The organism is Natrarchaeobius halalkaliphilus (assembly GCF_003841485.1).
GTDB lineage: Archaea > Halobacteriota > Halobacteria > Halobacteriales > Natrialbaceae > Natrarchaeobius > Natrarchaeobius halalkaliphilus.
In genome coordinates, this window is sequence record NZ_REFY01000002.1 from 210,982 (window position 1) to 235,508 (window position 24,527).

General features: G+C 62.5%; 24 protein-coding genes. 9 read left to right on the plus strand and 15 right to left on the minus strand.

The annotated features are described in order from the left end of the window. Positions 1–143: 143 nt before the first annotated feature. Positions 144–1,958 carry a glutamine--fructose-6-phosphate transaminase (isomerizing) gene (gene glmS, locus EA462_RS04535; RefSeq protein ID WP_124177389.1) on the minus strand — a complete coding sequence of 605 codons (1,815 nt, stop codon included), beginning with the start codon at positions 1,956–1,958 and terminating at the stop codon, positions 144–146. 715 nt (positions 1,959–2,673) lie between these two features. On the opposite strand from glmS, the gene EA462_RS04540 reads away from it, so the two are divergent. Further along, positions 2,674–4,734, plus strand: coding sequence for a cation:proton antiporter (locus EA462_RS04540; RefSeq protein WP_124177390.1), 2,061 nt, complete (start codon positions 2,674–2,676; stop codon positions 4,732–4,734). A gap of 263 nt (positions 4,735–4,997) precedes the next feature. Beyond that, positions 4,998–5,180 (plus strand): DUF5786 family protein, encoded by a 183-nt coding sequence (locus tag EA462_RS04545; RefSeq protein WP_124177391.1) that lies wholly within the window; start codon positions 4,998–5,000, stop codon positions 5,178–5,180. A gap of 47 nt (positions 5,181–5,227) precedes the next feature. Here EA462_RS04545 and EA462_RS04550 read toward each other — a convergent pair whose 3' ends face one another. From EA462_RS04550 to EA462_RS04575, 6 genes are all read right to left on the minus strand, one after another. After that, positions 5,228–5,935: a helix-turn-helix domain-containing protein gene (locus tag EA462_RS04550; RefSeq protein WP_124177392.1), complete on the minus strand. Its 708-nt coding sequence runs from the start codon at positions 5,933–5,935 to the stop codon at positions 5,228–5,230. Between the two features lie 299 nt (positions 5,936–6,234). Continuing rightward, a complete protein-coding gene (locus EA462_RS04555) occupies positions 6,235–9,456 on the minus strand; it encodes a bacterio-opsin activator domain-containing protein (RefSeq protein ID WP_124177393.1) in 3,222 nt (1,073 codons plus the stop codon). A 179-nt stretch (positions 9,457–9,635) separates the two neighbouring features. Continuing rightward, positions 9,636–10,058: a universal stress protein gene (locus EA462_RS04560; protein WP_124177394.1), complete on the minus strand. Its 423-nt coding sequence runs from the start codon at positions 10,056–10,058 to the stop codon at positions 9,636–9,638. Positions 10,059–10,165: 107 nt separating this feature from the next. Then, entirely contained in the window at positions 10,166–10,840 is a 675-nt protein-coding gene (locus EA462_RS04565) for a cytochrome c biogenesis CcdA family protein (RefSeq protein ID WP_124177395.1), read from the minus strand. A 3-nt stretch (positions 10,841–10,843) separates the two neighbouring features. Then, positions 10,844–11,404: a TlpA family protein disulfide reductase gene (locus tag EA462_RS04570; protein WP_124177396.1), complete on the minus strand. Its 561-nt coding sequence runs from the start codon at positions 11,402–11,404 to the stop codon at positions 10,844–10,846. A gap of 2 nt (positions 11,405–11,406) precedes the next feature. Then, the gene (locus EA462_RS04575; protein WP_124177397.1) at positions 11,407–12,231 is read right to left on the minus strand and encodes an SCO family protein; all 825 of its coding nucleotides are present in this window, start codon (positions 12,229–12,231) and stop codon (positions 11,407–11,409) included. Positions 12,232–12,432: 201 nt separating this feature from the next. Between EA462_RS04575 and EA462_RS17195 the strand changes: the two genes are divergently transcribed. The 3 genes from EA462_RS17195 to otsB all read left to right on the plus strand — a co-directional run bounded on the left by EA462_RS17195 (position 12,433) and on the right by otsB (position 15,323). Beyond that, the gene (locus tag EA462_RS17195; RefSeq protein ID WP_165872009.1) at positions 12,433–12,609 is read left to right on the plus strand and encodes a hypothetical protein; all 177 of its coding nucleotides are present in this window, start codon (positions 12,433–12,435) and stop codon (positions 12,607–12,609) included. A 180-nt stretch (positions 12,610–12,789) separates the two neighbouring features. Then, positions 12,790–14,415, plus strand: coding sequence for an alpha,alpha-trehalose-phosphate synthase (UDP-forming) (locus tag EA462_RS04580; RefSeq protein WP_124177398.1), 1,626 nt, complete (start codon positions 12,790–12,792; stop codon positions 14,413–14,415). Positions 14,416–14,420: 5 nt separating this feature from the next. Beyond that, positions 14,421–15,323 carry a trehalose-phosphatase gene (gene otsB / locus EA462_RS04585; RefSeq protein ID WP_124177399.1) on the plus strand — a complete coding sequence of 301 codons (903 nt, stop codon included), beginning with the start codon at positions 14,421–14,423 and terminating at the stop codon, positions 15,321–15,323. A gap of 66 nt (positions 15,324–15,389) precedes the next feature. On the opposite strand, the gene EA462_RS04590 is transcribed toward otsB, so the two are convergent. Together EA462_RS04590 and EA462_RS04595 are read right to left on the minus strand one after the other, a co-directional pair. Continuing rightward, positions 15,390–16,415, minus strand: coding sequence for a hypothetical protein (locus EA462_RS04590; protein WP_124177400.1), 1,026 nt, complete (start codon positions 16,413–16,415; stop codon positions 15,390–15,392). A gap of 125 nt (positions 16,416–16,540) precedes the next feature. Continuing rightward, positions 16,541–17,614, minus strand: coding sequence for a hypothetical protein (locus EA462_RS04595; RefSeq protein ID WP_124177401.1), 1,074 nt, complete (start codon positions 17,612–17,614; stop codon positions 16,541–16,543). Positions 17,615–17,780: 166 nt separating this feature from the next. On the opposite strand from EA462_RS04595, the gene EA462_RS04600 reads away from it, so the two are divergent. Then, complete coding sequence (locus EA462_RS04600; RefSeq protein WP_124177402.1) at positions 17,781–18,275, plus strand: FxLYD domain-containing protein; 495 nt, start codon at positions 17,781–17,783, stop codon at positions 18,273–18,275. A gap of 75 nt (positions 18,276–18,350) precedes the next feature. Here EA462_RS04600 and EA462_RS04605 read toward each other — a convergent pair whose 3' ends face one another. The 6 genes from EA462_RS04605 to EA462_RS04630 form a co-directional block, all read right to left on the minus strand. Then, positions 18,351–18,875, minus strand: a complete 525-nt coding sequence (locus EA462_RS04605; protein WP_124177403.1) for an HPP family protein — start codon at positions 18,873–18,875, stop codon at positions 18,351–18,353. A gap of 55 nt (positions 18,876–18,930) precedes the next feature. Then, complete coding sequence (locus EA462_RS04610; RefSeq protein WP_124177404.1) at positions 18,931–19,275, minus strand: hypothetical protein; 345 nt, start codon at positions 19,273–19,275, stop codon at positions 18,931–18,933. A 74-nt stretch (positions 19,276–19,349) separates the two neighbouring features. After that, positions 19,350–20,192 carry a PspA/IM30 family protein gene (locus EA462_RS04615; RefSeq protein WP_124177405.1) on the minus strand — a complete coding sequence of 281 codons (843 nt, stop codon included), beginning with the start codon at positions 20,190–20,192 and terminating at the stop codon, positions 19,350–19,352. A gap of 162 nt (positions 20,193–20,354) precedes the next feature. Beyond that, entirely contained in the window at positions 20,355–20,753 is a 399-nt protein-coding gene (gene cdd / locus EA462_RS04620; protein ID WP_124177406.1) for a cytidine deaminase, read from the minus strand. Between the two features lie 54 nt (positions 20,754–20,807). Beyond that, complete coding sequence (locus EA462_RS04625) at positions 20,808–22,184, minus strand: phosphomannomutase (RefSeq protein WP_124177407.1); 1,377 nt, start codon at positions 22,182–22,184, stop codon at positions 20,808–20,810. A 25-nt stretch (positions 22,185–22,209) separates the two neighbouring features. Continuing rightward, positions 22,210–22,857 (minus strand): MaoC family dehydratase, encoded by a 648-nt coding sequence (locus EA462_RS04630; RefSeq protein ID WP_124177408.1) that lies wholly within the window; start codon positions 22,855–22,857, stop codon positions 22,210–22,212. A 254-nt stretch (positions 22,858–23,111) separates the two neighbouring features. Here EA462_RS04630 and EA462_RS04635 point away from each other — a divergent pair, with 254 nt between their 5' ends. Genes EA462_RS04635 through EA462_RS04645 form a run of 3 tightly spaced genes read left to right on the plus strand, consistent with a single transcriptional unit; the run spans position 23,112 to position 24,510 of the window. Then, positions 23,112–23,426 (plus strand): AbrB/MazE/SpoVT family DNA-binding domain-containing protein, encoded by a 315-nt coding sequence (locus tag EA462_RS04635; RefSeq protein ID WP_124177409.1) that lies wholly within the window; start codon positions 23,112–23,114, stop codon positions 23,424–23,426. A gap of 3 nt (positions 23,427–23,429) precedes the next feature. After that, positions 23,430–23,915 (plus strand): hypothetical protein, encoded by a 486-nt coding sequence (locus tag EA462_RS04640; RefSeq protein WP_124177410.1) that lies wholly within the window; start codon positions 23,430–23,432, stop codon positions 23,913–23,915. 49 nt (positions 23,916–23,964) lie between these two features. After that, a complete protein-coding gene (locus tag EA462_RS04645; RefSeq protein ID WP_124177411.1) occupies positions 23,965–24,510 on the plus strand; it encodes a poly(R)-hydroxyalkanoic acid synthase subunit PhaE in 546 nt (181 codons plus the stop codon). Positions 24,511–24,527: the final 17 nt, after the last annotated feature.

The following is a 24,527-nucleotide window of genomic DNA, read 5'->3' on the forward strand; positions in this document are numbered from 1 at the left end:
CCACATTTCGACGGATCCGAGTTCGGGTCACACCCGTCGGATCGCACGGATGCTGGGCTACGGGGGTGGCCCCGTATCCGACGAATCCGCGGACTCGTACTCGGTTCCGGATCGACGTCAAGCCGGACGTTCGATCCGATCACCTATTCGACGGTGACGCTCTTGGCGAGATTTCGCGGCTTATCGATCGGGCGATCCAGCAAGGACGCCGCGTGGTAGGAGACGAGCTGAAGTTGAACGTTTGCGAACAATCCTGCGAGGGTCGAATTCGTCTCTGGAATCTCGAGGTGACCGTCCGCGATCTCGAGCGCTTCGTGACCGGCCGGACAGACCGCGACGACCGGTGCGCCGCGGGTCTGTGCCTCCGACGCGTTTTTGAGGGTTTTTTCGTCCTCTTCGCCGGTGAAAACCGCGAACACCGGCGTCTCCGGCGTGACCAGTGCGAGCGGTCCGTGTTTGAGTTCACCCGAGGCGAACCCTTCTGCGTGTTCGTAGGTGATTTCTTTGAACTTCAAGGCTCCCTCGAGGGCGACCGGAAAGCCCAGTCCCCGTCCGATGAAGAAGTACGACCGGCTGTCGTGATAGCGGCGTGCGATACGTTCGGCGTCGGAGGTCGCCAGCACGTCCTCAGTTCGATCCGGCATCCCAGCCAGTTCAGCAAGCAGCGCCTCTCCGTTCTCGGGCGGATCACTCTGTGTGTCCGCAGCGATCCGCCGAGCGAGCAAGACGAGCATGATCGCCTGCGAAGAGAACGTCTTGGTCGCTGCGACGCCGATTTCGGGGCCGGCGCGAATAAACAGGGCGTCCGTAGCGACGCGTGCAGCGGTCGATCCCACGACGTTCGTGACGGTGAGCGTCCGCGCGCCCTCGAGTTTCGCCTGGCGGAGTGCACTCAGCGTATCGGCAGTTTCGCCGCTCTGAGTCACGGCGATCACCAGCGTCCCGTCGTCGACCGGAGGCGCTGAGATACTGTACTCGTTTGCGAGCACTGCGGTGGTGCGTATTCCGGCCCGATTCAGCGCGATCGATCCGTACAGCGCCGCGTGATAGGACGTCCCGCAGGCGACGAGCTGGACGGTTTCGATGCCGGCGAACGTTCCGGGGCCGAGGTCCTCGAGGGTGATTCGCCCGTTTTCGGGATCGATCCGGCCCTCGACGGCCTGTGCCAACGAGGTCGGCTGTTCGTTTATCTCCTTGAGCATGAAATGATCGTACCCACCTTTTCCGGCCTGTTCCGGATCCCAGTCGACTGTCTCGGGTTCGCGGATAATAGGCTCGCCTGCGAGATCGGTAAACTCCACGCCGTCGTGGTCGACGACGACGACATCGCCGTCTTCGAGGAAGACGACGCTGTCGGTGTACTCGAGGAACGCGGGGACGTCGCTCGCCAGGAAGAACTCGTCGTCTTCGACGCCGACGACGAGCGGCGATCCCTTTCGGGCGGCATAGAGGACGTGCTCGCCCGAGAACATCGCAGTGATCGCGTAGCTCCCCTCAAGTTCGTCGATGGCGCGTCTGAACGCGGTCTCGTTATCCCGGCCGCTATCGATGAAGTACTGGATGAGGTGCGGGATCACCTCCGTATCAGTCTCGCTGGTGAACTCGTGGCCCTTCTCTCGCAACCACGCTCGAAGCTCGGCGTAGTTCTCGATGATCCCGTTGTGAACGACCGCCACGTCCTCGGTTTCGTCCGTGTGCGGGTGGGCGTTCTCGTCCGTCGGCGGTCCGTGGGTGCTCCAGCGAGTGTGTCCGATTCCGACCGTCCCGTCGAGGGAGACGCCTTCGATCGACGCTTTCAACTCGTCCACCTCGCCGGAGCGTTTCTCGACGTCGATCCCGGATCCGTTTTGAACGGCGACGCCTGCGGAGTCGTACCCACGGTACTCGAGGTTCTCCAGTCCGGTCAAGAGTGTCTCGAGGGAGTTTTCGTTGCCTACGTGACCGATGATACCACACATTAGCGACTCACCCGGTGGTCGGCTCGTGACGACAGCGGCCGTTCCTGTCCTGAACCGAGACCCGAGCGCGGGGTGGTGAGAAGCGTGCAAGCGGACTGAGAGGCGGACATAATCGTTTCACAGGCAGTCCGAATCCATTACTATAGACGGACTACCGGAGTGGGTAGTCCACGTGTAACCGTCCGTCGTGCTCGCGTCCGTTTCTCGAGGACCGGCTCGTCCTGCCGGATCTGGCGTCACGATCCTGTCGCCTGGAAACACGTTCGATCAGTTTCGGACCGATGAGATCGGATATTTGTTTCGAACGAGCAGTCGATCGGCGGTATGTTAACCAAACAGTCAACAAGCGAACTCGTACGGCGTGCCCAACCGTCTGATATTCCGTGATGAACGATCGGTAGGGGACGAACACAACGAACGATTTCGATCGATTCGACGGTTCGATTCGAGTTCGGTTCCGATCGCTTTTCGAGCGACGCTCACCGGATGGTGAACACGCGCTCACGATCGGACTCGAGGGAACGCGAGGGCGGTCCAGAAGGTATCCGTCCCGGCGGCCCCTCCCGATTCAGAAAGCGGGTTTTTTATACCATCCCTTCTATCTTCCGTCGTGAAGACGTCCCATCGAATCGAACGACCGCGTCGCTGTACCGCGAGTCGGTACTGGTTCGACGGTGTGGTGGGTCGCTGATCGACGAAATCGGAGAGTCCAGTTATGAACCTTACTCTGGCTCTGAGCGTTCTCGAACTCCCGCTCGATCAGCCGGTACTGGTGTTTGCGATCGCGATGGCGATCTTCCTGGCCGGTCCACTGATCGTCAAACGTCTCGGACAACCGGGAATCGTCGGTATCGTCGTACTGGGTGCGATCATCGGGCCCGGTGCGCTCGAACTCGTCGAACACTCGGACGCCATCGAGTTGCTCGGAGAGGTCGGCCTGATCTATCTGCTGTTTACCGTGGGACTCGAACTCGACATTCGAGGGTTCAAAGAGGCTCCGGAAAACGCGGCACTGTTCGGTCTCGCGAGTTTCTTTCTCCCGTTTACGGTAGGAACGTTCGCGACGTACACGATACTCGGGCTCGATCTCTGGGCTGCACTCTTGCTCTCGTCGGTGTTCGCATCCCACACGTTGCTCGCGTATCCGATCGTCAACCGCCTCGGCGTGACGAAAAACCGCGCCGTTACCGCCGTCTTCGGCGGGATCCTCTTTACCGACACGCTCGCCCTCGTCGTTCTGGCCATCGTCACCGGGGCGACGGACGGCGAGCTCACCGCCTGGCTGTTCGTCGAGGTCGGACTCTCCCTTCTGGTGTTGTTCGGAAGCATCTGGCTCGTCCTTCCACGTGGCTCGCGGTGGTTTTTCCAGAGCTTCAGCGAGGAGAGTTACTTCGAGTTCCTGTTCGTGATGGTCGCTATCTTCGCTGCCGCGAGCCTCGCGGAAGTGCTCGAGCTCGCCCCGATCCTCGGCGCTTTCGTCGCGGGGATCGCGCTCAATCAGCTCGTTCCACAGGGTGGGACCCTGATGAACCGCATCGAGTTCGTCGGGAACGCCTTTTTCATTCCCTTCTTCCTGTTACACGTCGGAATGCTCGTCGATCCGAGCGTTATCTTCGACGGTCCGGCGACCCTGCAGATCGCGGCACTCATCGTCGTCGTCATGGTCGCGACCAAGGGCGGGGCCGCCTGGCTCGTCGCAACGATCCAGGGATACACGGCACACGAACGTAACACGATCTTCGGCCTCTCGACCGGGCAGGCCGCGGCTGCGCTCGCGATCACGCTCGTCGGATACGACGCCGACCTCTTCGGTGCCGAAGTCCTCAACGCCGTCGTCCTGATGTTGCTCGTGACCGCCCTCCTGAGCCCGTGGTTGACCGAACGCGCCGCGAGCCGCCTCGCACTCGAGCGAGACGTCGGTGGCGAGGACGGAGACGGGAAAGACCCGAACATCCTGTTGCCGCTGTCGCACAACGCCGAACTGCAACAGCGACTGCTCGAACTCGCGTTCGTCATCAAAGGCGACCGAGGGAGCGAACCCGTCAACGTTATTACCGTCGTCCAGCCGAACCGTGAGTCGTCAACTGAAGAACAGATAGCCGCGGTTCAGTCCGACCTCGACGAGATTGCGGCGACCGGAAGTGCCGCAGAAGTTCCGATTCAGACCGAGACGCGGATCAACCACAACGTCGCGTCCGGAATCGTCCAGGCCGGAGTCGAAGTTCAGGCCAACCAGATCATCATGGGCTGGGACGCGACTCGGACGTTTCGCCACCGGATGTTCGGCAGCATCATCGATCAGGTACTCGAGCGGACCGCGCTCCCGGTTCTCGTCTCACGGCTTGGCCACCCCATCAACACCACGCGACGGATAACCGTCGTCGTCCCGATCGGTGCCGACCATCACGAGGGATTCTACGAGGTCGTACACCTCGTCAAACAACTCGCGTCCGGACTCGGGGCCGAACTGCGCGTGATCGTCGTCGAAGGCTCCCCACATCAGTTCGAACAGCTGTTCGACCTCGTCGAGACGGAGGCTCCGGCCGAGTTCGACTCGATCGACGACTGGGGAGCGCTCATTCCACGACTCGAGGCGGAAACGGACGACGACGATCTCATCGTTGCGATCTCTCCTCGACGAGGTGACGTCGGCTGGCACAGCGAACTCGCGGATCTCCCCGCGAAGCTGGCCGAGCTACCGCCTGAATCGTTCATCGCCATCCACCCGCGACAGGGCGAACCCGAGTACGACAGACAGTATCTCCGGTTGAAGTAGGGCAGATCTGACGAGATCTCCCGTCGGTTCCAGACTCGTCACGCCAACAGCCGGCACAAACGGTCACTGGGTCGCTTCCCAGGACGGACACTGATACGGTCTACTGTAAGTCATTACCGGAGCGACCGCAGGACGGCTCGCGGTCGCTCCGGTGAAAAGTCACAGCAAACCGTATGAGTTGGCTGCCGAAACGAACACTGAGACTCACACAGAGTGGTGGATCGAACCGCCAGGTCTTTCGTGGTCGATAGTGCACCACAACTATGGGTTTTGGTAGCTACGACGAATCCGAGCAGAACCAACAGACGGCCAGTGACGAGGACGACGTAGAAGCGGTTAACGTCCACGAAAACGACCACGACGGACAGCTGTCGTTCGAGTCGGATCTTTCGACCGACGAGCTCGTCTCCCAGCTCGGATCGATGAAAGACGACGACGAAGAGTAAGCGACACCGTATACTTACCCAACGGTTTTATCGATATTTCGGCCGCTCTACGGCGGCGACGACAACGACGCGTCACAGAGTTCACCGATCGCCCGGCGAAGCCGCTGTGAGATCGCTGACTTCGAGACGCCGAGGCGATCCGCGAGTTCGTCCTGTGAGATCCCGCGTGGAACCTCGAAGTATCCTTCCTCGTGTGCGACCGTGAGTAACTTCTCTTGTTTGTCGGTCAGCGCGACGACGCCCTCGTTATCGTCGTCCGACCGCCGAAGGTGGTCGACCGTGACGGAAATACCGTGAGCGCGACAAAACTCGTTGAATCGAACCAGCGCGTCTCTGGTCGGAAACCGAAGCTGAACGAGCCAGCCGTCGCGCGTGCTCGAGAGTTCGAGCACCCGACCTCCCACCTCGGCGGTCCGGGCGATGACGGTCCGGGTTCCATCGGCAAGCGTGACCCGGTAGACGTGCCGGTCGGGATAGCGATCGACGAGGACCGGATCTCGAACCGTCGAATCCGTCTCGAGGGCGGTCTCGAACGCGCCAAATGAGCTACCGTAGGCAGTGAGAAACAGAAGCGTTCGATCGGTGTCGATGGTCGTCCAGTACTCGGGCTGGACCGTGACGTCGGGAACGCGCTCGAGCGTTGGACGCAAGACGAGGTCCGGGTGATCGAGTCGAAGCTGGGCGACGATTCCACCGTCGGCTAGAGAGCGAAGACCGGCTCGCTCGACATCCATATCCGCGGTTTCGATACTCATGGAGACACCATCCGCTCAACTGAGAGACAGGTGTAAGTCCGTATTACTGGTGACACGCTCATCGAGCGTTTGATTCGACCGAGAGTAAATCACCGTGGGTTCTATATAGCAAAACGGCACGGGCTCGCCGGCCAATATCTATTCAGCCGTCCGAAAACCGGACTGTTTTCGGCCGAAAGAAATAGTCAGTTACCGCCCGACCACGGTTGGTACCCCTCGAGTAATCGTTGTTAGCCGCTCCGTGCGGCATAAAAAGGCTGCAATAGTTCAAATGACGGCGTCCGAGACGCTCGCACGTGTCAAGTTCGCTCGGTTCGTTCGTCGAAAAGAAGCTCGAACAGTTTTTGCTGTGCGATCCGGGAGTGACGGCTGAACGTCGGCTGAGAGACGCCGAGCGACGTGGCAACCTCTTCGCCGGTGCTCTCTCGAGGCCACTCGAAGAAACCGCTGTAGTAGGCGGTCTCGAGCGTCAGCAACTGGCGCTCGGAGAGACGATCACGTAACTCGGCCTCGAACGCACGCTCGGGCCGTCTCGAGTGCTCGTGCTCGCGACGAGCGACCAGTTCCGTTCCCGGATACGCACGCTCGAGCGTCTGCACGACAGCTCTCACGTCGGCCGTCTGCGGGAGCGAGAAAACCACTCGCGATCGGCTGTCGATCGGCGTGATCGATCGGACGACGCCGCCGTGAGTGGCGAGCAGTTCCGCGACCGTCGACTCCTCGAAGGCGACCTCGATGGGAGTGGCGTCGGTTCCGTTTCCAACTCGCCTGATCGAATCGACGGCCTCGACGGAGTCGATCGCATCCCGCAACTCCCCATCGTCGCTTATCGAGACCGTCGCGTACATCGTCGATCCGACGGAGGACCGTGGAACGACCGAGCGCACGTCGATCCGACACGCGAGACGATGGGCGAGCGCGGCTATCGGTTCGTCCTCGGCACGGAGCACGACCTCGAGTTCGATGACGCTGTCGGTGAGCAGTGCCCGTTTGCGCTCTATAGATCCGATCGCGTGTCCGGCGACCGCCGAGAGATGGACACAGGTCCGTCGAAGTCGATCGTCGAAAGCCGCGGGTTGATTCGCGTAGACGGTCAGCGTTCCGTAGGGCACCCCATCGCATTCGATCTTGACGCTCAACGCGGATCGAAAACCGTGTTCGGTGAGCCGACGGATCCACGTCGACGGGTCGGTCCTCGCCGTCGACTCGATTCGCGTCGAAGAGCGTGTCTCGAGGTCGTCGATCACGACCGGTTGCCGCTCCGTCGTCACGTCCGCTTGCGACTCGTTTGCCGCGGCCGCCGTGGGGCCGTCGACGTCTAGCGGGATCGATGCGGAGTCGAAGAGAGTACCGTCACGGCCGGCCCAGATTCGGGGTACTATCGTCTCGGTGCTCGCGTCGACGCGACCGACCCACGCCAGTTCGATCTCGGCGTCGGATTCGAGTGGCTCGAGAGCGGTGACCGCCTCGCACAACGTGCGCTCGACGTCCTCGCGGCTCTCTGCGGCGAGGAGCGTCCGGACGGCCTTCCGGAGCTGTCCCGTCTCGACGACGGCCGATTCGAGTCGGGCTTGCTCGCGACGGGCCGCTCGTAGACGTGATCGATGTTCGATCAGATCCAGCGCGACCGACGCGGCGTCGACGAGTGCGTCGATCGGAGCGAGGTCGAACGATTCGAACGGAAGCGGATCGGTACCAGCCGCGAGTATCACGGCCCGGTCGTCGACCGGAGCGACGAGGACGCGATCGGCTCGAATGCCTGACCGGTCGAGAACCGACTCGAGACCGACGCGATCGTGAACCGTGGAGTCGCCACCCGCGAGCGTGTCCTCGATCGGCGTTCCGACGGGATCGATCGTCGGCGGATCGATCGACGGCGTCGACTCTCCGGTCACGACTGCGGCCGGTGTGAGCTGTCTATCAGTCACGCGGTACCATCCAACGAACTCGCATCCGGTAGACGATCGGACGGCTTCGACGGTCCGGTGGCGGAGTTCGGATGGATCGTCGGTTCGTGCCAGCGTCCGAATCGTCCGGGAGAGAGTAGAAAGCATCGCCGCCCCCGAGCGTCGCCTGTCGCGAACGAGACAGAGCGTCCGATCACCGTCCGGAAGTGGTGTCACGAAGACGTCGACTGGACGTCGACCGTCGGTCTCGAGCGTTCCCTGAAGCGGTTCCATCCACCTGACGATCGCTGACCGTGATCGCTCGCGAATCGCTCCCGTGAGATCGTCGTCGAACAGGGTCTCGATGTTTCGCCCGAGCAGCGACTCGGCGTCGGTCATCTCGAACAGGGCGGCGTTCGCCACCCGAACCGCGTCGCCCTCCAGTATTGCGACGCCGTCCTCGAGCGCGTCGATCGAGGACTCGAGGAGGTCGAGTCGATCGGACAGCTCGGCGTCCAGTTCCGAGCTTCGGGCGAGGCGATCGCCTCCGATCGCGATCGCGTCCGCGCTTCGTGGTCGAGCGACCACCGTGACGCCGTCATCTCCGGGGACGAGCGTTACTTCGAGGCGGCCGTCCGTCGCTGGGTCTGCGGTTTCGAACCGAACGATCGAGTCGATCGTTTGCGCCTCGTGAAGGCGCTCGTGGAACGAACTACGTACCGATCCGGGCAGGAGGTCCCAGATCACGGTTCCGGGATCCGCGTTACCCTCGAACAGTCGGCGTGCGGGCTCGTTCGCGAAGACGAGTTCCCACTCGGGCCCGAGGGCGAAAACCGGGTTCGGAAGCCGATCGATCGACGCCCGCACCGCCTCGTCGTTCGCGGACGAGATCCCGTCGCCCGCGGTGACGACGAGTCCGTCGACGAGCGGGTCCTCGAGTCGATTGACGACCGTCAACTCGGTGAGCGTCCACGTTCCATCGGCGGTTCCCAGGCGAACCGTTGCGGTTTCTTTCGCGCCAAACGGTGCCGCCACCGCGCTCTCGAGCGTTTCGCGAACCGTTTTACGGTCGTCGGGGTACACGAGGCGAGACAGGGGCGTCCGCTCGAGTTCGTCCGGCGTGTATCCCATTCGAAAATCCACGGCTGGACTCGTATACGCGATCGTTCCGTCGCTCTCGACGACCCAGACGAGCGCTTCGGCGCTCTCGAGGATCGCGCGGTGGTGACGATCCGACGAAACCGTGGCGAGGCGATACCGGGACGCGAGGGTTTCGACTCGAGTTGCGACGACCGGCTTCTCGTCCGTCGGAGCGACTACGTCGGCCGCACCTGCCTCGAGCGCACGAGTCGCGTCCGACCCGTCCGTCAGCGCGAGGATCGGCACGTCGTCTGCCGCCCCCTCGAGTCGTTCGAGCACCGGATCGGTCGAGTGACGGTCGAACTCACAGACGAGACAGTGGATCTCGAGCGTCTCGAGTCGCTCTCTGGCGCCGGTAACCGTTCGCTCGTGCCACAGTGACACGCGGTCCACTCCGTGCTCTATGGTGTCAGCCACGGCGTCGATCGACGACGAATCTCCGACGACGAGGATGCGGAGAACGTCCCCGACGACGGCCGTTTCACCGTTGCTCACCGACGGACACCTCCGAACGGTGCGCGGACCCGAATCCGACGATAGATGAACCGACGGTCACCGGCCCGGCTGAAGCGGTCACGATGGATGCCCGTTTTTCGACCAGCGAGATATTTATCCACCTCATATCGCGAGCGAGACGGTAGTATTCGATCGGGCCTTCCGGCCGAGACGGTCGCCTACGAGCCGTCTCGAACGGTAACCACCGGAACCGACGCGGTTCGGACCACCTCCTGTGCGACGCTGCCGACGACCAGTTGCTCGAGCTTACCCCGACCGACGGCCCCGATGACGATCATGTCGATCTCGTTTGCCTCCGCGACATCGACGATCTGCTCCTGGGGGACGCCGGACCGAACCGTCGTCGTCGTTTCGACTCCGCCGGTGGTTGCCGCGGTGTCGGCTTTCTCCACCGCTTCGATGGCCTCTGACTCGGGATCTGCTCGAAGGCGGTCACGCTGTTCCGTACTGTGGGGACCCTCTTCAGCGACCGAGAGGACGTGAACTCTCGCATCGAGGCGGTTCGCGAGCGCAATAGCGTGGTCAGTCGCACGCTGGGCACCGTCGCTGCCGTCCGTCGCGAGCAAAAGATCCTGATACATCACTCGACGATACGTTCGGTCGGCGGCGGCATACGTCACCGACTTGCCGCTGCCGGGGATACTTTCCGGGCCGGTCGTCCGAAGTCAGCACGCTCTGTGGCGTCCGCTCAGATAACGTCGAGGACGAAGATGGCGAGATACAGCTGGCCGAGCCCGGCGACGATCATGATCGCTCCGGCGAGGCGTTTGAGCCGATCACCGTAGGCTGCGAGACGGCCCACGCTGGCGAGAACTCCCATCCCGGTCGCGACGGTCAGCGAAACCATCAGGAGCACCACGCTCCCCACGTAGGTTCCGAGAACGAGCGCGGCCGACATCGGCGGCTGCGAGATCGCACTGGCGATCACCGCACCGAACAGCGGCGCGACACAGCCGGCTGCGGCGAGCGCATAGCCGACGCCGAAGATCGCGAACCCGAAAACCCCCGACCGACGTTTCGGTAGCGCGACCGACAGCGACGGCGCGCGGTCGAGCACGACGAGAATTCCGAACACGACCAAAAGCGCGCCGACGATCGGCTCGAACAGCACGACGTTCGACAGCCTCGAGTGACCGATCCAGAACGCCGCTCCCAAGAGAACGCCGAATGTCACGAGGACGCCGGTTCCGGCGACCAGCCCTCGGCTCAGCGCGCCGGCGAGTGACGCCTCCTTCTGTTCGGTCTGGCTCACGTAAAAGCCGACGTAGCCGGGCAACAGCGGGTAGGCACACGGTGAAAAGAACGTGGCGATGCCCGCGGTCAGTGCGAACACGATCGTGGGCAACAGCGTCGTATCGATCATGCGTTATTCCTCGAGGACGGCTTCGATCCGTCCGACGAGTTCGTCTGCGGTTTTGATACCACTGTCGGACCACCGAAGTCGGCCCGATTCGTCGATTACAGCCGCGGAAGGATAGCCGCCCGCGAGATATCGCTCGGTCAGTTCGGCCGCCGGGTCGAGTCCCACCGTCCAGTTGCCGTCGTGTTCGTCCCACCAGCCGACCAGTTCTTCTTCGGTGATCGAACCGTTTTCACCGACCGATTCGTTGGTGATCGACAGAAACTGAACGTCGTCACCGATACGCTCGTTCGTTTCTGCGAGTGCGGGCATTTGTTCGATACACGGCGCACACCAGGTGCCGAAGATATCGACGAACGTGACCCGGCCGGGTTCGGGAACGAGTACCGTTCCGGCCTCGCTGCCGGGCGCATCGATCGTCTCCGTCTCGAGAGGGTCGTGAACGGCTCCGTCCCCGTCCGTTCCGGTAAGCTCCTCGGCCGACGGAACACCGAAAATCGCCAGTGCACCGCCACCGGCGATTACGCCCGCGCTTGCAACCCCGGCGATGACGTCTCGTCGGCGCATGGTTACTCCTGTGCGACCGTTCGTGCGTCCGAGACGATCGTCTCGATGCTGACCTCCTCGCGTTGCTCGACTGCGTTCGGATAGGCCCGTTCGACGACGCCCTGGTCGTTGACGAGCACGATCAGGTTGTAGTGAACGAACGTGTACTCGCCGTGATCGTGGTCGGCGTGACCGTTCTGGTCTTCGTCGTCGTGATCGCCGTGGTCGTCCCCGGATTCTTCGTCACCCCCGTGGTCGTGTTCGTCCTCGAACTCGTGATCCTCCGGGTCCTCGACGCGTTGAATCGGCATTCCGAACGTCTCGTCCAGCAACGTTTCGCCTTCTTCGTAGCTCTCCGGACGGAGAAAGTGCCAGTTGTCCGCCTCGTAATCGATACTTCGTTCGACGGCGTAGGACTCGAGAACGTCGGGCGTGTCCCGTTCGGGGTCGAACGTCATCGCGAGCAAGGCGATGTCGTCCTCGTAGCCCTCCTGAATAGCGTCCTCCTGTGCGCGCCGAAGACGCAACAACAGGGCGGGGCAGGCACCGTCCGGACACGCCGTAAAGAAATACGTCATCAGAAACGTCCGCTCATCCACGAAGTCCTCGAGCGAGACGGACTCGTCCGAGAGAGGATCGGGAAGCGTAAACGGCGGGAACTCGTCGCCGTGGATCGGATGAATTGTGCTTCCCCGCTCTTCGGACGGCGGATCGAGTATCGTCTCACCGTCGCCCCAGTGCTCCGTTTCGGGGTTCGACTCGTCGCCAGCTCCGAGTTCGTCGAGGCAGCCGGCGAGTCCCCCGATCCCTACCCCACCGAGACCACGGAGATACGTCCGTCGTTCCATATCAGTTCTCTTGGATGGAGCGATGAAAGGTTCGTTGGTTTGTGCTTCGAATCGGGACAGGTACATGTTCGGACACGGTCGATCGAGCCGTGTTCGAGCGGCGATAAACCCGAGCGTACGAGAAGTGAACGGTTCGTAACCGGCTGTAACCACAGAGTACGACTGGTATAACTATCAGCGGCTGTCGATAATCGTCCATCCATGTCCCGGTCGAGCCGTTCCGCCATGCACATCGGGTGTCCCGCGTGTGATTCGGTCGTCGACGCGTCCGTCCCTCCAGGCCCCGGAATCATCGATGATCGCGACACGAACCGACTCCAGGGAACCGAGACAGTCTGTCGAAACTGTGGACACGAACTCGAGCTCTACTACTACTGAGACGAACCGATCGGAGCGTATCGCGGTCGGTCCCGGCGAACTGTCACCGACTATCGAACGTTCGAACGGTCGTTTCGTGTGGACTGTTCAACCGTCCTGACCGGTATTGGATGCCTATTAGAGGCCCATGCGGCTGCAGGCCGCGAATCAACCCGTGACCGGGCCGTGGTCTTCCAGCAGATGCGATTCACTGACGAACGTGTGTCGTCGACGGATCCGTATAATTCGCACGTGAGAGAGAGGGAGAGAAAGCAGACGACCGACGACGAAGCGGACGGAGCGAACTGTCCCGACTCGTTGATCGTCGTCTCGAACCGACAACCGTATCGCCACGAGTACGACGACGAGCCGGACTCCGAACGCACAGAGATCGCCGGGGAACGATCGGCCGACGACCGACCGATGTCGGTCGACGAGCCGACCGGTGGACTCACTGCGGGGCTCGATCCGGTCGTCCAGCACGCACAGGGGACCTGGATCGCCTGGGGAGACGGCGACGCCGATTTCGCCGTCACGGACGATCAAAACTGCGTCGCGGTTCCGCCGAAGGCGGAATCGTATACGCTTCGTCGAATCGACCTCTCCGAGGAGGCCGTCGATTCGTATTACTACGGCTTCAGTAATCAGGTCCTCTGGCCGATGTGTCACGGATTTACCGATCGGATCGCGTACCAGCCGAACCAGTTCGACTGGTACCGAAGGGTCAACGAGCGCTTCGCGTCGGCCGTCGGTGAGCACGCACGCGCCGATTCCACCGTCTGGGTGCAGGACTACCACTTCGGACTCGCACCGCGGCTGATCCGCGACGCCGTTCCCGACACGGTAACCGTCGCACAGTTCTGGCACATCCCCTGGCCAACTCCACAGACGTTTCGGGCCTGCCCGGCCGGCGGCGAACTGCTCGAGGGATTGCTCGGCAACGATTTGCTCGCGTTTCACGTCACCGACTATGTCGAGAACTTCCTGGACTGTGTCGGGCGATACCTGCCGTCGGCAGTCGTCGACCGAAACCGAAATATCATCCACTACGACGGCGAAACGACGAGCGTGGTCGCGACTCCGATGGGCATCGACGCCGAGTCGTACGACCGAGACGCTCGGTCCGCCGGTGCGAAACGGCGTTCGTCGTTGCTCGAGGCGTACGACGTCTCCCCCGAGAACGTCGTCGGTCTCGGCGTTGACCGTCTCGATTACACCAAGGGGATTCCCGCCCGGCTGGCAGCGCTCGAGCGGTTCTTCGAGACCAATCCCGAGTGGCGCGGCGAGTTCACGTTCGTCCAGAAGGCAACGCCGTCGAGAACGCAAATCCCGGCCTACCAGCGATACGGCGACCGGGTTCGAAACGCCGTCGACCGTATCAACCGGCGATTCGAAACCGACAGCTGGCGACCGATCGTCTACACGGAGGACTACCTCGAATCGACCGAACTCTGTGCGCTGTACCGGCGTGCCGACGTGATGGTCGTCAGCCCGCTCGTCGACGGGATGAATCTGGTCGCACAGGAGTACATCGCCGCAAGCGTCGATGGCGACGGAGCGCTCCTGTTGAGCGACCGGGTCGGCGCGAACGAACGACTCGGCTCGCACGCGCTCTCGATCGATCCGACCGACGTCGACGAGTTCGCGGATCGAATCAACGAGGCGCTCTCGATGTCGTCTCAGGATCGACAGCGACGAATGGACGTGCTTCGACAGCGCGTCTTCGAAAACGACCTCGGTTCGTGGATGAACGAGCAATTCGATCACATGCGACGACTCGATCGAAAGGCGGCCCTCGATTCCCGCAAACGACGACCGCGACTCTAGTGTTCATGTCGGAGACACCACCTTCCCGTCTCGAAGAGCACCTCCCGCAGATCCGGAGGACGCTGGCCGGCGGCTCAGGGCTGCTGGTCTGTCTGGACTTCGATGGCACGCTCGCACCGATCGTCGACGACCCGGAGGAAGCGACACCCCTCCGTGAGAACGAGGCAGCCGTCGACAGGCTCTCGAGCCATCCGGCAGTCTCGACGGCGATCGTCAGCGGACGCGGACTCCCCGACGTTCGCGATCGGGTGGGGGGACTGGATGCCTACGCCGGAAACCACGGCCTCGAGTTCGTTCGAAACGGTTCCGTCGCGGTTCATCCGGTCGCTCGCAAACGCGCCGTCCTCGTCGATCAGGTCTGTTCGGCACTCGAGACCGTCCTCGAGCCCGTTCCATCGAGTCGGATCGAGAACAAGCGACTGACCGGGACCGTCCACACGAGAACCGTCCCCGCTCCCCTCCGCCCGTTGGTCCGTCGTCTCACGAAATCGATCGTTGACCGGATCGGCGGCGACCAACTCGAGGTGTCCAGCGGGCGACGCGTTCTCGAGATCGGACCGTCGATCCCCTGGGGGAAGGGCAACGCGGTCGAACTGCTCTCCGCGGAACTCCCGAGGGATACCGTCGCGGTTTACGTCGGTGACGACGTGACGGACGAATCGGCGTTCAACACCGTCGAGCCGAACGGCGTCGGTGTCAGGGTCGGCGGTGACAGGCCGTCTGCAGCGTCCTACCGGGTCACGTCGCCGGCAGACGTCGCGGCCTTTTTGACGTGGCTCGAGTCGGTCGGTCTCGAGGAACTCGATCGTTCGCCCGGCCTCGTCCCGACCGAGCCGGAGCGTCCCGTCGAACGGACGACGGCGTCGGACCGCAGGCTGGGACTGTCGTCCGAAACGGCTGACGATTGACCGGATCGCCCCTCCCATCGTTCGAGCCGACGCGGATACCAGCTTCGCGCCAGCCTTGCTCGTCTGTCATCCCAGGTCTTCCTCGCGCTCGGATTCCCGGAGGATGAACGGCCCCATCGCGAGGGTTCGCTTTGCCACCGTCGCGATCCGGAGGATGTAGACGATGAAGACGACGAACGGAGCGATCCCGAAAACGAAGCCCGCGCTGGTCAGCCAGACGAGGTTGTCGACGCCGAGCGTCGTTCCCGGCAACGCACTCGCATCGACGTACATGATCATGATCGCCATCGCAGTTAGCGCGGGCACCGAGATGTACAGGAGCGCCCGCGAGAGGGCGATCAGTTCCCACTGGAAGTAAAGCGTCTTGAAGTGCTCGCGCGTCGGCCCGAACAGCTGTAACGTGTCGATCACGTGGTCGATTTTCTCGTTTGCGTCCTCCGACAGCGAGTCGCTGTGATCGTCCCGAATCGTGCGAGCGTCGTAGATCTTTCGCGAGTAATTGAAGTTGAGCGCGCTCCATATCACGTCGAACGTCCCGAACTGAGCGTTCTCGAGGCTCGCCTTGACCTCTGTTGCGTTGTCGTCGAGTTCGGCAACGTACTGGGCGACCTTCTCTCGGAGATCCTCGTCACGTTCGTCTTCCATCTCCGCCTCGAGTTCGGCCGCCCGTTCCTGGACGCCGTCGACGAGTTCGTAGAGGAAAGCAGCGGGTTCTGGCGGACTCGTATCCTCGTCGATCGTGTCTTCGACGTCGCGTTGGAACTGCATCGACGTCTGCATTCGATCGCGTTGATCCCCTATCGCGCCGAGTTCCTGGGAGAGCACCAGCTGATTGATCGTGACGACGATCGAGGTTCCCGTGATGATCGCCCCGATGAACGCCGAAAAGAGGAACTCGAGTCCGTCCTGATTCTCGACGATCTCTCGAAGCGGCGTCAGGCCGATCTGGCTCGTTGCCACGAGAATCACGAACACCAGCGAGAGGACAGCACCCGTGAAAGCCCAGCGGTTCACCCGGAGCAACATCCACAACCGCGCTCCACCGAGCCTGTCCCGTCCGCTCGAATCCTCGTTCGAGTCCGAATCGTTCATCGACTACCAAGGCGGACGACGGCCGCGGATAAAATACCACGCCCGGAGTCGATACTTCCCACGAGGTTCGCGAGGAGTCGCCCGATCCGTCTCGACGTCGCTCCGATCCAGTCTGCACTCCGAGATCAGTCCGATCCGGTCCGTGCGTTCGGTTCCGATTCCTCGGCGGATCCGACGTCGAACGGTCCCGCATCGGGATCTTTCTGTGGAAGCATCGGACCGACCGACGCCGTTCGTCGTGTAACGGTCGCAGTGCGGAGGATGTACGACGTCAACAGGGCGAGCGGCGAGAGGACGACCGCGATGAGGGCGCTGACGACGATCGGCAGGTAGCCGAGGCTGATCGATGCGCCGCCGATATCCGCGTACAGAAACCCGATAAGCATCGCAGAGAGGATCGCCGGAACGCCGCAGTAGATCGTCAGCTGAGAGAAGCGCGTGAGTTCGCGCTGGAGATACGTCGTCTTGAACTGTTCACGAGCGACGCTGAACAGCTGAATCGTCTCGATCAGCTCCTCGAGCGCGTCGCGGGCCTCGTCGGGGAGGTCGTCCTCTCGACCTCGAAGGTGCCTCGCGACGTACAGCTGCCAGTCGTCGTCGTAGCCGATCGCGGCGGACACGGCTCGAAACGTGCCGAACGAGGTGTGCTCGAGCGTTTCGTCGGCGCGCTCCGCGCTCTCTTCGATGCTGTTTGTGTACCGTCTTACCCGCGTCGCGAATTCGTCGTCACGATGGTCGACCGTGGCCGCAAGCGTCCTCGCTCGATCTCCGATCGTTTCGACGAGGAGTTCGAGTACTCGCGTGGGCGACGCGGGAACCGCCGGCACGTCGGTCGCGTCGGCGGCGTCCGCACGAAACGACAGGATCGCCTCGAGTTGGTCCTCGGACTCCCCGGCCGCGGCGAACTCCTGTGAGAGGATGAGCTGGTTGATCGAGACCACGAGCGTCACGAGCGAGAACGTTCCGGCGATCATTCCGCCGGCCAGACGCGTTATCGAATCGTCGTTGACGAATGAGATAATCCCGAGTTCGCCCAACCCGAGAAATACGAGGAATGCGGCGACCGAGATGAGCGTCGAGACGAAGATGCGGTCGCCGTCGACGAGTACCCAATCACGGACGCGCGCGAGCGAGTTCGTCCGTTTTCCGATGTCCGCGCCGTGGGACTCGAGGGCCGGCTCGCGATCGGACGAACTCATGACGTGTCGTTCACCGTCGCCACCGATAAGGTCCCGCTTGCACGTTCCGACCCGATCGATCGAGACCGATCGCGGTGGGCAGTGCAGGGCCCACACTCAACCGTCTCGGTCCCGTTCGATCGCCCATGATCGGCTACAGCGAACGGACTCGAGCGCGCCGGTGTCGATGACCGTCCACGGGTACGCGACCCGCCGGAGCGTTCTGACCGCGCTCTGTGGGGCTGCCGCGGGTTCTCTCGGGGGTTGCGCCGGGCTCGAGGGAGGCCGCGATCCGTCATACGAGGCGGGTTCGATTCCCGACGTCGACGACGAGCGAACGGCCGAAGAGATGACGGCGGCGACGGGCCTGGCCGACCAGGAACCAAGCGACGCCGTGACGCCGCTGGGATCGCTCTCGCTCGAAGATCACGAGTTCGTCCTCGAGGACGGGGCGAGCGGGGCGACCGTCCAGGGAACGGTCGAAAACGCGGGCGACGACCGAATACATCTCGTCGAGATTCGAGTCCGTTCGTACGACGAGAGCGGCGATCAGCTCGGACGGTATCTCGACAGAACGGGCGACCTCGACGGCGGTTCACGCTGGTCGTTCGAAGTCGTTCTCCTCGAGTCGGTCGACGACCTCGACGCGTACGACGTCGCCGTGCTCGGAACGCCGACGTGATCCTCGGAGTGTGACGAACGGACGAAACGTCGGTTCGGCCCGTCGACACACCGCTCCGAAATTCGATCGGCGCGATTATCGCGCGTCCTCCGGCTCGAGACCGTAGTGGGTCTGAATTCGTTCGACGATCACGTCGTGAAATCCGACGAGAAGCACGACCGCCGCGACGATAACGATCCCTTCCGCGAGCGTCGACATCAATCCAAGTGCGACGATCAGCGTCGTCGCACAGGCCGCCGCGTGATTGGTGTCAGTCCAGAGCATGCCCACCGTCGTCAGGACCATCGCCACGATCGCGCTGATCACGAGTCGGGCGACCTCGGGCGAGAACGGCTCCCCCTGATCGAAGGCGTCGACGACGAGCAAGCCGTCAGCGATCAGCAGGTACGCAGCGAGTCCGCACGCGGTCGCGATGGCGTGACCTCCGATCACGTGATAGGCACCTTCGGCTCGCGGTTGCTCGCCGGTCGCCATCAGATACGCCGACGGACCGAGACTCGGAAAGAGAAACGGCTGTCCCGTCGCCCAGGCGATGCCACCGAGAAAGAGAAAGTGTAAAATGACGTTAATGCCCGCACTCACGTCGTCGCGAAGTCCCATCGAACGAAGCTGCCACGATCGGACCCATAAACGTCAGGTCGGAAATCAGCACCTACTATTTGCCGTCAGCCGTGAGCCTGTCGTCGAGACGCACGTCTACGGCTTCGGGACGGTGAGCGAGTTCGTACGCCGGCCGTCCCTTTCCCGTCGGAGAGCCGCCGCCGTCGTCGATTTCGGTCACGAATCCCTCGTCCTCGAGTCGGTACAGCGATCGCATCACGTCCGCTTCGGTGAGCGTGCCGACGAGTTCCGCGTTTGCATCGACGAGCCGGCCGTCACAGACACGTCGAAGCTCGGGAGTCTGGACCGGCGCCCCCTCGCTTCGGTGGAGTTCGACGATTCCCAACAACACGAGCTGGTCCGTCAGTGATATCGAATCGAATGGGCCATCGCGAGCCATACGTGTCGCTTCAACGGGGGTGATGGTAACAGTTACCGACGAAGCCAAACCAGCCGTCCGAATTCGGACGCCGGTCAGGAGTTCTCTTCTTCTTGCAGTTCCGCGAGCTCGGCTTCGACCTCCTCGTCGTCGACGCCGGCCTCTAGATCCTCGAGTTCCGATTCGTCGATATCCGTCTCGACGTCGGTTTCGGACTGAGACTCCGACTCGGTTTCCTCGGTGCCGTCGACTTCGGATTTCAGCGTCTCGAGTTCGGCTTCGACGCCGCTGCCCGTCGAGAGCTCCTCGAGTTCGCGATCGATCGAGTCCTTATCGGACATGACGTCGTCGAACGCACCGGTCTCGTGGAGTTCGTCGAGCGCCGCGGCGCGGGCTTCCATGTCCTCGGTCTGTTCTTCGGCGCGTTCGATCGCGCGGCCGACGTCCTCGAACTCATCGCCGGTCGCCGTCATCGCTTCGGAGACCGTCGAACTCGCTTCGGCGGCCTCGTAGCGGGCTTTCATCGTCTCCTTTTTCGTACGGAACTCCTCGATGCGCGTCTGGAGTTCGTCTTTTTGCTCGATCAGACGATCCTGCTGGCTCTGGAGCTCCGACACCTGACGCTCGAGATCCTCGATCTGGTTCATCTTCGTCTTTTTCTTCTCGAGGGCGCGTCGAGCCAGGTCTTCTCTGTCCTGCTGGACCGCGGTTCGAGCCTGCTCGTTGTGTTTGTCGACGTTTTCCTCGAGTCGGCGCTTTTGCATCTCGAGGCGCTTTTTCTGCGTGGTGAGGTCAGCGATACCGCGTTTGACCTCCTGGAGCTGATCGCGCATCTGCTCGTAGGAGTAATCGAGCGTCTGCGTCGGATCCTCGGCCCGGTTGAGCACCGAGTTGAGCTTCGACCGAATGACGTAGGAGGTCCGAGAGAGGATGCCCATACTCGTACGTAACGCTCGTCACCCTTAAAAACATCACATCAGCGACAGACAGTGACGAAATCGATCAGGCCGGTCGCCCTCATACGGACTGCTGTAAGTCGTTTCCGGCGCAACCGAGACCCGTCCTGCGGTTGCTCCGGTAAACCGTTGCGGCAGACCGTATCACTCGAGCGTCTCGTGTGAGATCGTGTTCGGAATGAGTTCCCCGAGCGCGTAGACGGTCGGCTCCTGATCGTCACCCTCGTCACAGATCACCGCGAGATCGTCGTCACAGAACTCCGAAAGCGTCTGCCTGCACATCCCGCAGGGGGTTACGCCGTCCCGGCGGTCGGAACTGACAGCGATCCGGGAGAACTCTCGGTAGCCGGTTTTGACCGCTTCGGCAACGGCGACCTCTTCGGCGTGAAGACTGTTGCTGTAGTTCGCGTTCTCGAGATTACAGCCGACGAACACCTCGCCGTCCGCGGTCTCGAGCGCTGCGCCCACACGGTATTCGGAGTAGGGAACGTGTGCGGCCGACTGAACCTCGCGTGCGGCCTCGAGTAACTCGGAGTCGCTCATATCGACTGCGTACTGCGAGCGGATGTAAGAAGTCACCGACCGTGGTATCACGAGTTACGCCGCGTCGGTGACTGCCGTTTCGACGACGTCGTTGGTCTTCGAGATCAACTCGTCGATATCGTCGCTTTCCGCGTAGATTCGGACGTAGGGCTCGGTTCCGCTGGGACGAACGAGAACCCACGACGCGTCCGGACGCTCGAGTCGGACGCCGTAGTCGGTGTCGACCGTCGCTTCGGGAAACGAGTCGGGGAGCCTCCGCTCGAGGAGAGCCATCGCGTCGTCCTTGCGTTCGTCGGGGCAGTCGACGCTTACTTTCCGGTAGGGCCGTTCGGTGACCGGCGCTCTGAGGGTGTCGGTGTCGCCGGCGTCCGCGACGAGTGCGGCGACGGTCGCGGCGCTCGCAACGCCATCGATCCAACCGCCGAAGGCGGTGTGAATGTGTTTCCACGGTTCGGCGGCGAAGACGACCGCAGACCCTTCGTCTCCCGCTTTCCGTTCGCGTTCGATGCCCTCGTGGAGTCCGCCGAGTCGAACCCGTTCGACCCGTCCGCCGGCCGCGCGGACGCGGTCGTCGATCCGTGCGGAGGCGTTCGGCGTGGTGACGACGACGGGATCGCGGGCGTCGCTTTCTGCCGTGTAGTGGGCTGCGACGACGGCGAGAACGGTATCCTCGTGGATTATCCCTCCGTCCGGGCCGAGGACGACCAGTCGGTCCGCGTCCCCGTCGTGTGCCACGCCGAGATCGAACGATCCGGCGGCGAGAAAGTCCGAGAATTCGGCCAGCGTCTCCGGCGTCGGTTTGCTTTCGCGAGCGCTGAAGTGGCCGTCGACGTTCGCGTTGAGGGCGACGACGTCCGCGCCGAGACGATCGAGGACCTGAGGCGTCGCGAGCGAGCCCACTCCGTTCCCACAGTCGACGGCGATGGAGAGTCCCGAGAGCACGTCGCCATCGGGACCGTCTCCGAAGCGTTCGCGAACGTACGTACTGACGGCATCACGATACCCAGAGAGGACCTCGAGCCGACCGGATCGACCCCACTCCGTCCACGGGGCGGCCCCGGAGTCACTCGAGTCGACGGCGGCCTCGATCGACCGCTCTGCGTCTCGGTCGTACTCGATGCCGTCGACGAAGAGTTTGATTCCGTTGTCCGCCGGCGGATTGTGGCTGGCGGTGATCATGACACCGCGTCGGCCGCTCGATGCGAACGCCAGTGTGGGTGTCGGAACCTCTCCGGTGCGGTAGACGTCCGAGCCAGCGCTCTCGAGGCCGGCTTCCATCGCTGCCGCGAGCGCCGTACCGGTTTCGCGCCCGTCACGTCCCACGACGAACGACTCCCCGGGCTCGCCCGCGGCCTGACCGACAGCGAGAGCGAGCGACGGCGTGATCTCTTCGACCGGACCGCGGATTCCTGCGGTCCCGAACAGCGTCATGGAGAGTCGTTCCGGGAGGAGGTACTTATACTGTCCGCCGATCGTCGTCGGGGAGATCGTCGATCAGGACGACGGCCTCACCGTCGATGACGACCTCGTCTTCGTCCTCGTTCCGAACGACCGTCTCGAGTCGGTACTGTCGATTCCCGAGGTCTTCGACGATCTCGGCGCGCGCGGAGACGCGATCTTCGATCCCGACCGGTGCCACGAACTCGAGGTCCTGTGAGAGATAGATCGTGAGTCCGGGAAGCCGAGCCAGCGCGGCGCTGATGAGCCCGGAGACGAGGGTCCCGTGGACGATGCGCTCGCCAAAGCGCGTCTCGACCGCGAACCCGTCGTCGAGGTGGAGACGGTTCGTGTCGCCGCTGATCTGGGCGAACGCGCGAACGTCCTCGTCCGTGAGGCGTTTGTCGAACGTGACGGCGTCTCCGACATCGAGATCGGCCGACTCGTCGACGGTTCGCTCGAACGTCCAGCCGAGGTCGGAGTGATCGATGGACGGAACCGAGGCTGGTGTACTCTTCCCGTTCGATCCGTTCTCGGTAGCGGCGGGAACCATGGCCGAAAGTGCGGCTCGATTGGCGGCGGTTGCACTCCGTATGAAACTCCGAGTCATCTCCGACCAGGCGTTCGTCACGGCAGCGAACTCGTTCCCCTCGGTGTTTTGAGACATCTACGCCGGGATAAGGGTGGTGGATTTATGACTCTTTGGCCAGCGTCACCGCCTCTTTCGGCTACGCAGCCGCCTATTCGCTCGACTCGAGACGTCCTCGTTCCTGGAGCGTCGGGAGTCTCGTCGCAGAGAGAGAGAGCTTTCGAGACAGTAGAGGGGGACGAGATGGGTTGTATGGTATTTTATGGTTCTAAATGGTATTAGATGGTATCTAGTGGGAACACTTATACCCTTTCGCCACGTTGGTCGTGATGATGACGGACGACTCCGATCGATCGCTCTGGTTCCCGCCCGCGATGGTTTCCGAACAGTTGCAGGAAGCGGGCGAACAGGTCGCAGAATCCCAACAGGAGATGATGCGACGGATGATGCAAGCGAGTTCGTCGAACCCGCTCGAGAACGCCTCCGCGTTCGGTCCGATGAACATGGGAACGGCGACGTTCAAAGCTCGCGTCCAGAGCGGCGGCCGAATCAGCGTCCCCGAACCGGAACGGGACGCCCTCGATATCGAAGAAGGAGATATCGTCCAGACGATCGTCGTTCCGGTCAAGCGAAACCGAGAGGACTAACTAATGACCCAGAACCCACTCACCGCACTCTTCGACGCCCAGCGCACCGCAATCGAACAGTCTCAGAACTTCACCCACGACGCCATCGAGGCCCAGCGAACGTCGATTAGCGCGCTCTCTGACGGCCTCGAAACGGCGGGTTCGCTCGCGGAGTCGAACGCTGAACTCACCAGCGGAGCCGTCCACGCGTCCCTCGACGCACTCGAATCGGCCCTCCCCGAGGAGGCCGCCCAGTTCGACGACCTCCGCGAGTTCGTCGACGAGAGCGTCGACGCCACGACCGACGCTCAAACGCAGTCGCTCGAGGCCACGATCGACGCGCTCGAGGAGTCAGAGGCCGCCTTCGACGAGTTCACTGTGAACTACTCGGAGGTCGTCGACAGCTCTTTCGACGCGTTCCTCGACGCACACGAACAGGCCGAAGCGAACGTCACGGCCGTCGCCGAGAACGTCGAAGAGGCCACAGACGAGTTCGACGTTTCGGCGTAGAGACGCACCGGAGCCAGCTTTTTCAGACGCACCCACCAACTCTATTCCAATGGAACACGAAAATCCCCAGACACAACACTGGAACGCGTTCGTCGAACAGTGGAACGAACAGTTCATCGACGCGTTCGAAGACAACGTCGAAACGCAGGCCCAGTTCGTCGAGAGCTGGTCCGAAACCGTCGCCGAGTTGAGCGAGGACGAGACGACGTCCGAGGGTCTCGAGGGCTACGCCAAAGCCTACGAGACCTGGATGAACGCCTCTCAGCAGATGGTCGAACGGATGAACGACACGCTCGAGGGCGAAGACGTCGAAATCGAGGAGTTCCGCGACGTCTGGCTCAACACGGCCAACGACGCGTTCAAAGACGTCATGTCGACCACCGCGTTCGCGAAGATGACCGGCGAAACGGTCGGTGACGTTCTCGAACTCAAACAGGACGCCGACGAGGCTTCCCAGGAGACGCTTCGAACGCTCGGTTTTGCAACCGAGGAAGACCTCCTCGAAGTCGGTGACCGGCTCGTCGAACTCGAGCGCCGTCAGCAGGCCGTCGAAGGCAAACTCGACCGGATTCTCGAGCACGTAGAAGACGAGTGACGAGCACTTCACACCAG

Coding starts and splice junctions, on each gene's coding strand:
- EA462_RS04580 (WP_124177398.1), top strand. CDS start 12,790: ATGCGATTCACTGACGAACGTGTGTCGTCGACGGATCCGTATAATTCG.
- EA462_RS04640 (WP_124177410.1), top strand. CDS start 23,430: ATGACCCAGAACCCACTCACCGCACTCTTCGACGCCCAGCGCACCGCA.
- EA462_RS04545 (WP_124177391.1), top strand. CDS start 4,998: ATGGGTTTTGGTAGCTACGACGAATCCGAGCAGAACCAACAGACGGCC.
- EA462_RS04595 (WP_124177401.1), bottom strand. CDS start 17,614: ATGAGTTCGTCCGATCGCGAGCCGGCCCTCGAGTCCCACGGCGCGGAC.
- EA462_RS04625 (WP_124177407.1), bottom strand. CDS start 22,184: ATGACGCTGTTCGGGACCGCAGGAATCCGCGGTCCGGTCGAAGAGATC.
- EA462_RS04560 (WP_124177394.1), bottom strand. CDS start 10,058: ATGTATCAGGATCTTTTGCTCGCGACGGACGGCAGCGACGGTGCCCAG.
- EA462_RS04645 (WP_124177411.1), top strand. CDS start 23,965: ATGGAACACGAAAATCCCCAGACACAACACTGGAACGCGTTCGTCGAA.
- EA462_RS04605 (WP_124177403.1), bottom strand. CDS start 18,875: ATGGGACTTCGCGACGACGTGAGTGCGGGCATTAACGTCATTTTACAC.
- glmS (WP_124177389.1), bottom strand. CDS start 1,958: ATGTGTGGTATCATCGGTCACGTAGGCAACGAAAACTCCCTCGAGACA.
- EA462_RS04600 (WP_124177402.1), top strand. CDS start 17,781: ATGACCGTCCACGGGTACGCGACCCGCCGGAGCGTTCTGACCGCGCTC.
- EA462_RS04565 (WP_124177395.1), bottom strand. CDS start 10,840: ATGATCGATACGACGCTGTTGCCCACGATCGTGTTCGCACTGACCGCG.
- EA462_RS04570 (WP_124177396.1), bottom strand. CDS start 11,404: ATGCGCCGACGAGACGTCATCGCCGGGGTTGCAAGCGCGGGCGTAATC.
- cdd (WP_124177406.1), bottom strand. CDS start 20,753: ATGAGCGACTCCGAGTTACTCGAGGCCGCACGCGAGGTTCAGTCGGCC.
- EA462_RS04615 (WP_124177405.1), bottom strand. CDS start 20,192: ATGGGCATCCTCTCTCGGACCTCCTACGTCATTCGGTCGAAGCTCAAC.
- EA462_RS04590 (WP_124177400.1), bottom strand. CDS start 16,415: ATGAACGATTCGGACTCGAACGAGGATTCGAGCGGACGGGACAGGCTC.
- EA462_RS04575 (WP_124177397.1), bottom strand. CDS start 12,231: ATGGAACGACGGACGTATCTCCGTGGTCTCGGTGGGGTAGGGATCGGG.
- otsB (WP_124177399.1), top strand. CDS start 14,421: ATGTCGGAGACACCACCTTCCCGTCTCGAAGAGCACCTCCCGCAGATC.
- EA462_RS04610 (WP_124177404.1), bottom strand. CDS start 19,275: ATGGCTCGCGATGGCCCATTCGATTCGATATCACTGACGGACCAGCTC.
- EA462_RS04630 (WP_124177408.1), bottom strand. CDS start 22,857: ATGTCTCAAAACACCGAGGGGAACGAGTTCGCTGCCGTGACGAACGCC.
- EA462_RS04540 (WP_124177390.1), top strand. CDS start 2,674: ATGAACCTTACTCTGGCTCTGAGCGTTCTCGAACTCCCGCTCGATCAG.
- EA462_RS17195 (WP_165872009.1), top strand. CDS start 12,433: ATGTCCCGGTCGAGCCGTTCCGCCATGCACATCGGGTGTCCCGCGTGT.
- EA462_RS04635 (WP_124177409.1), top strand. CDS start 23,112: ATGACGGACGACTCCGATCGATCGCTCTGGTTCCCGCCCGCGATGGTT.
- EA462_RS04550 (WP_124177392.1), bottom strand. CDS start 5,935: ATGAGTATCGAAACCGCGGATATGGATGTCGAGCGAGCCGGTCTTCGC.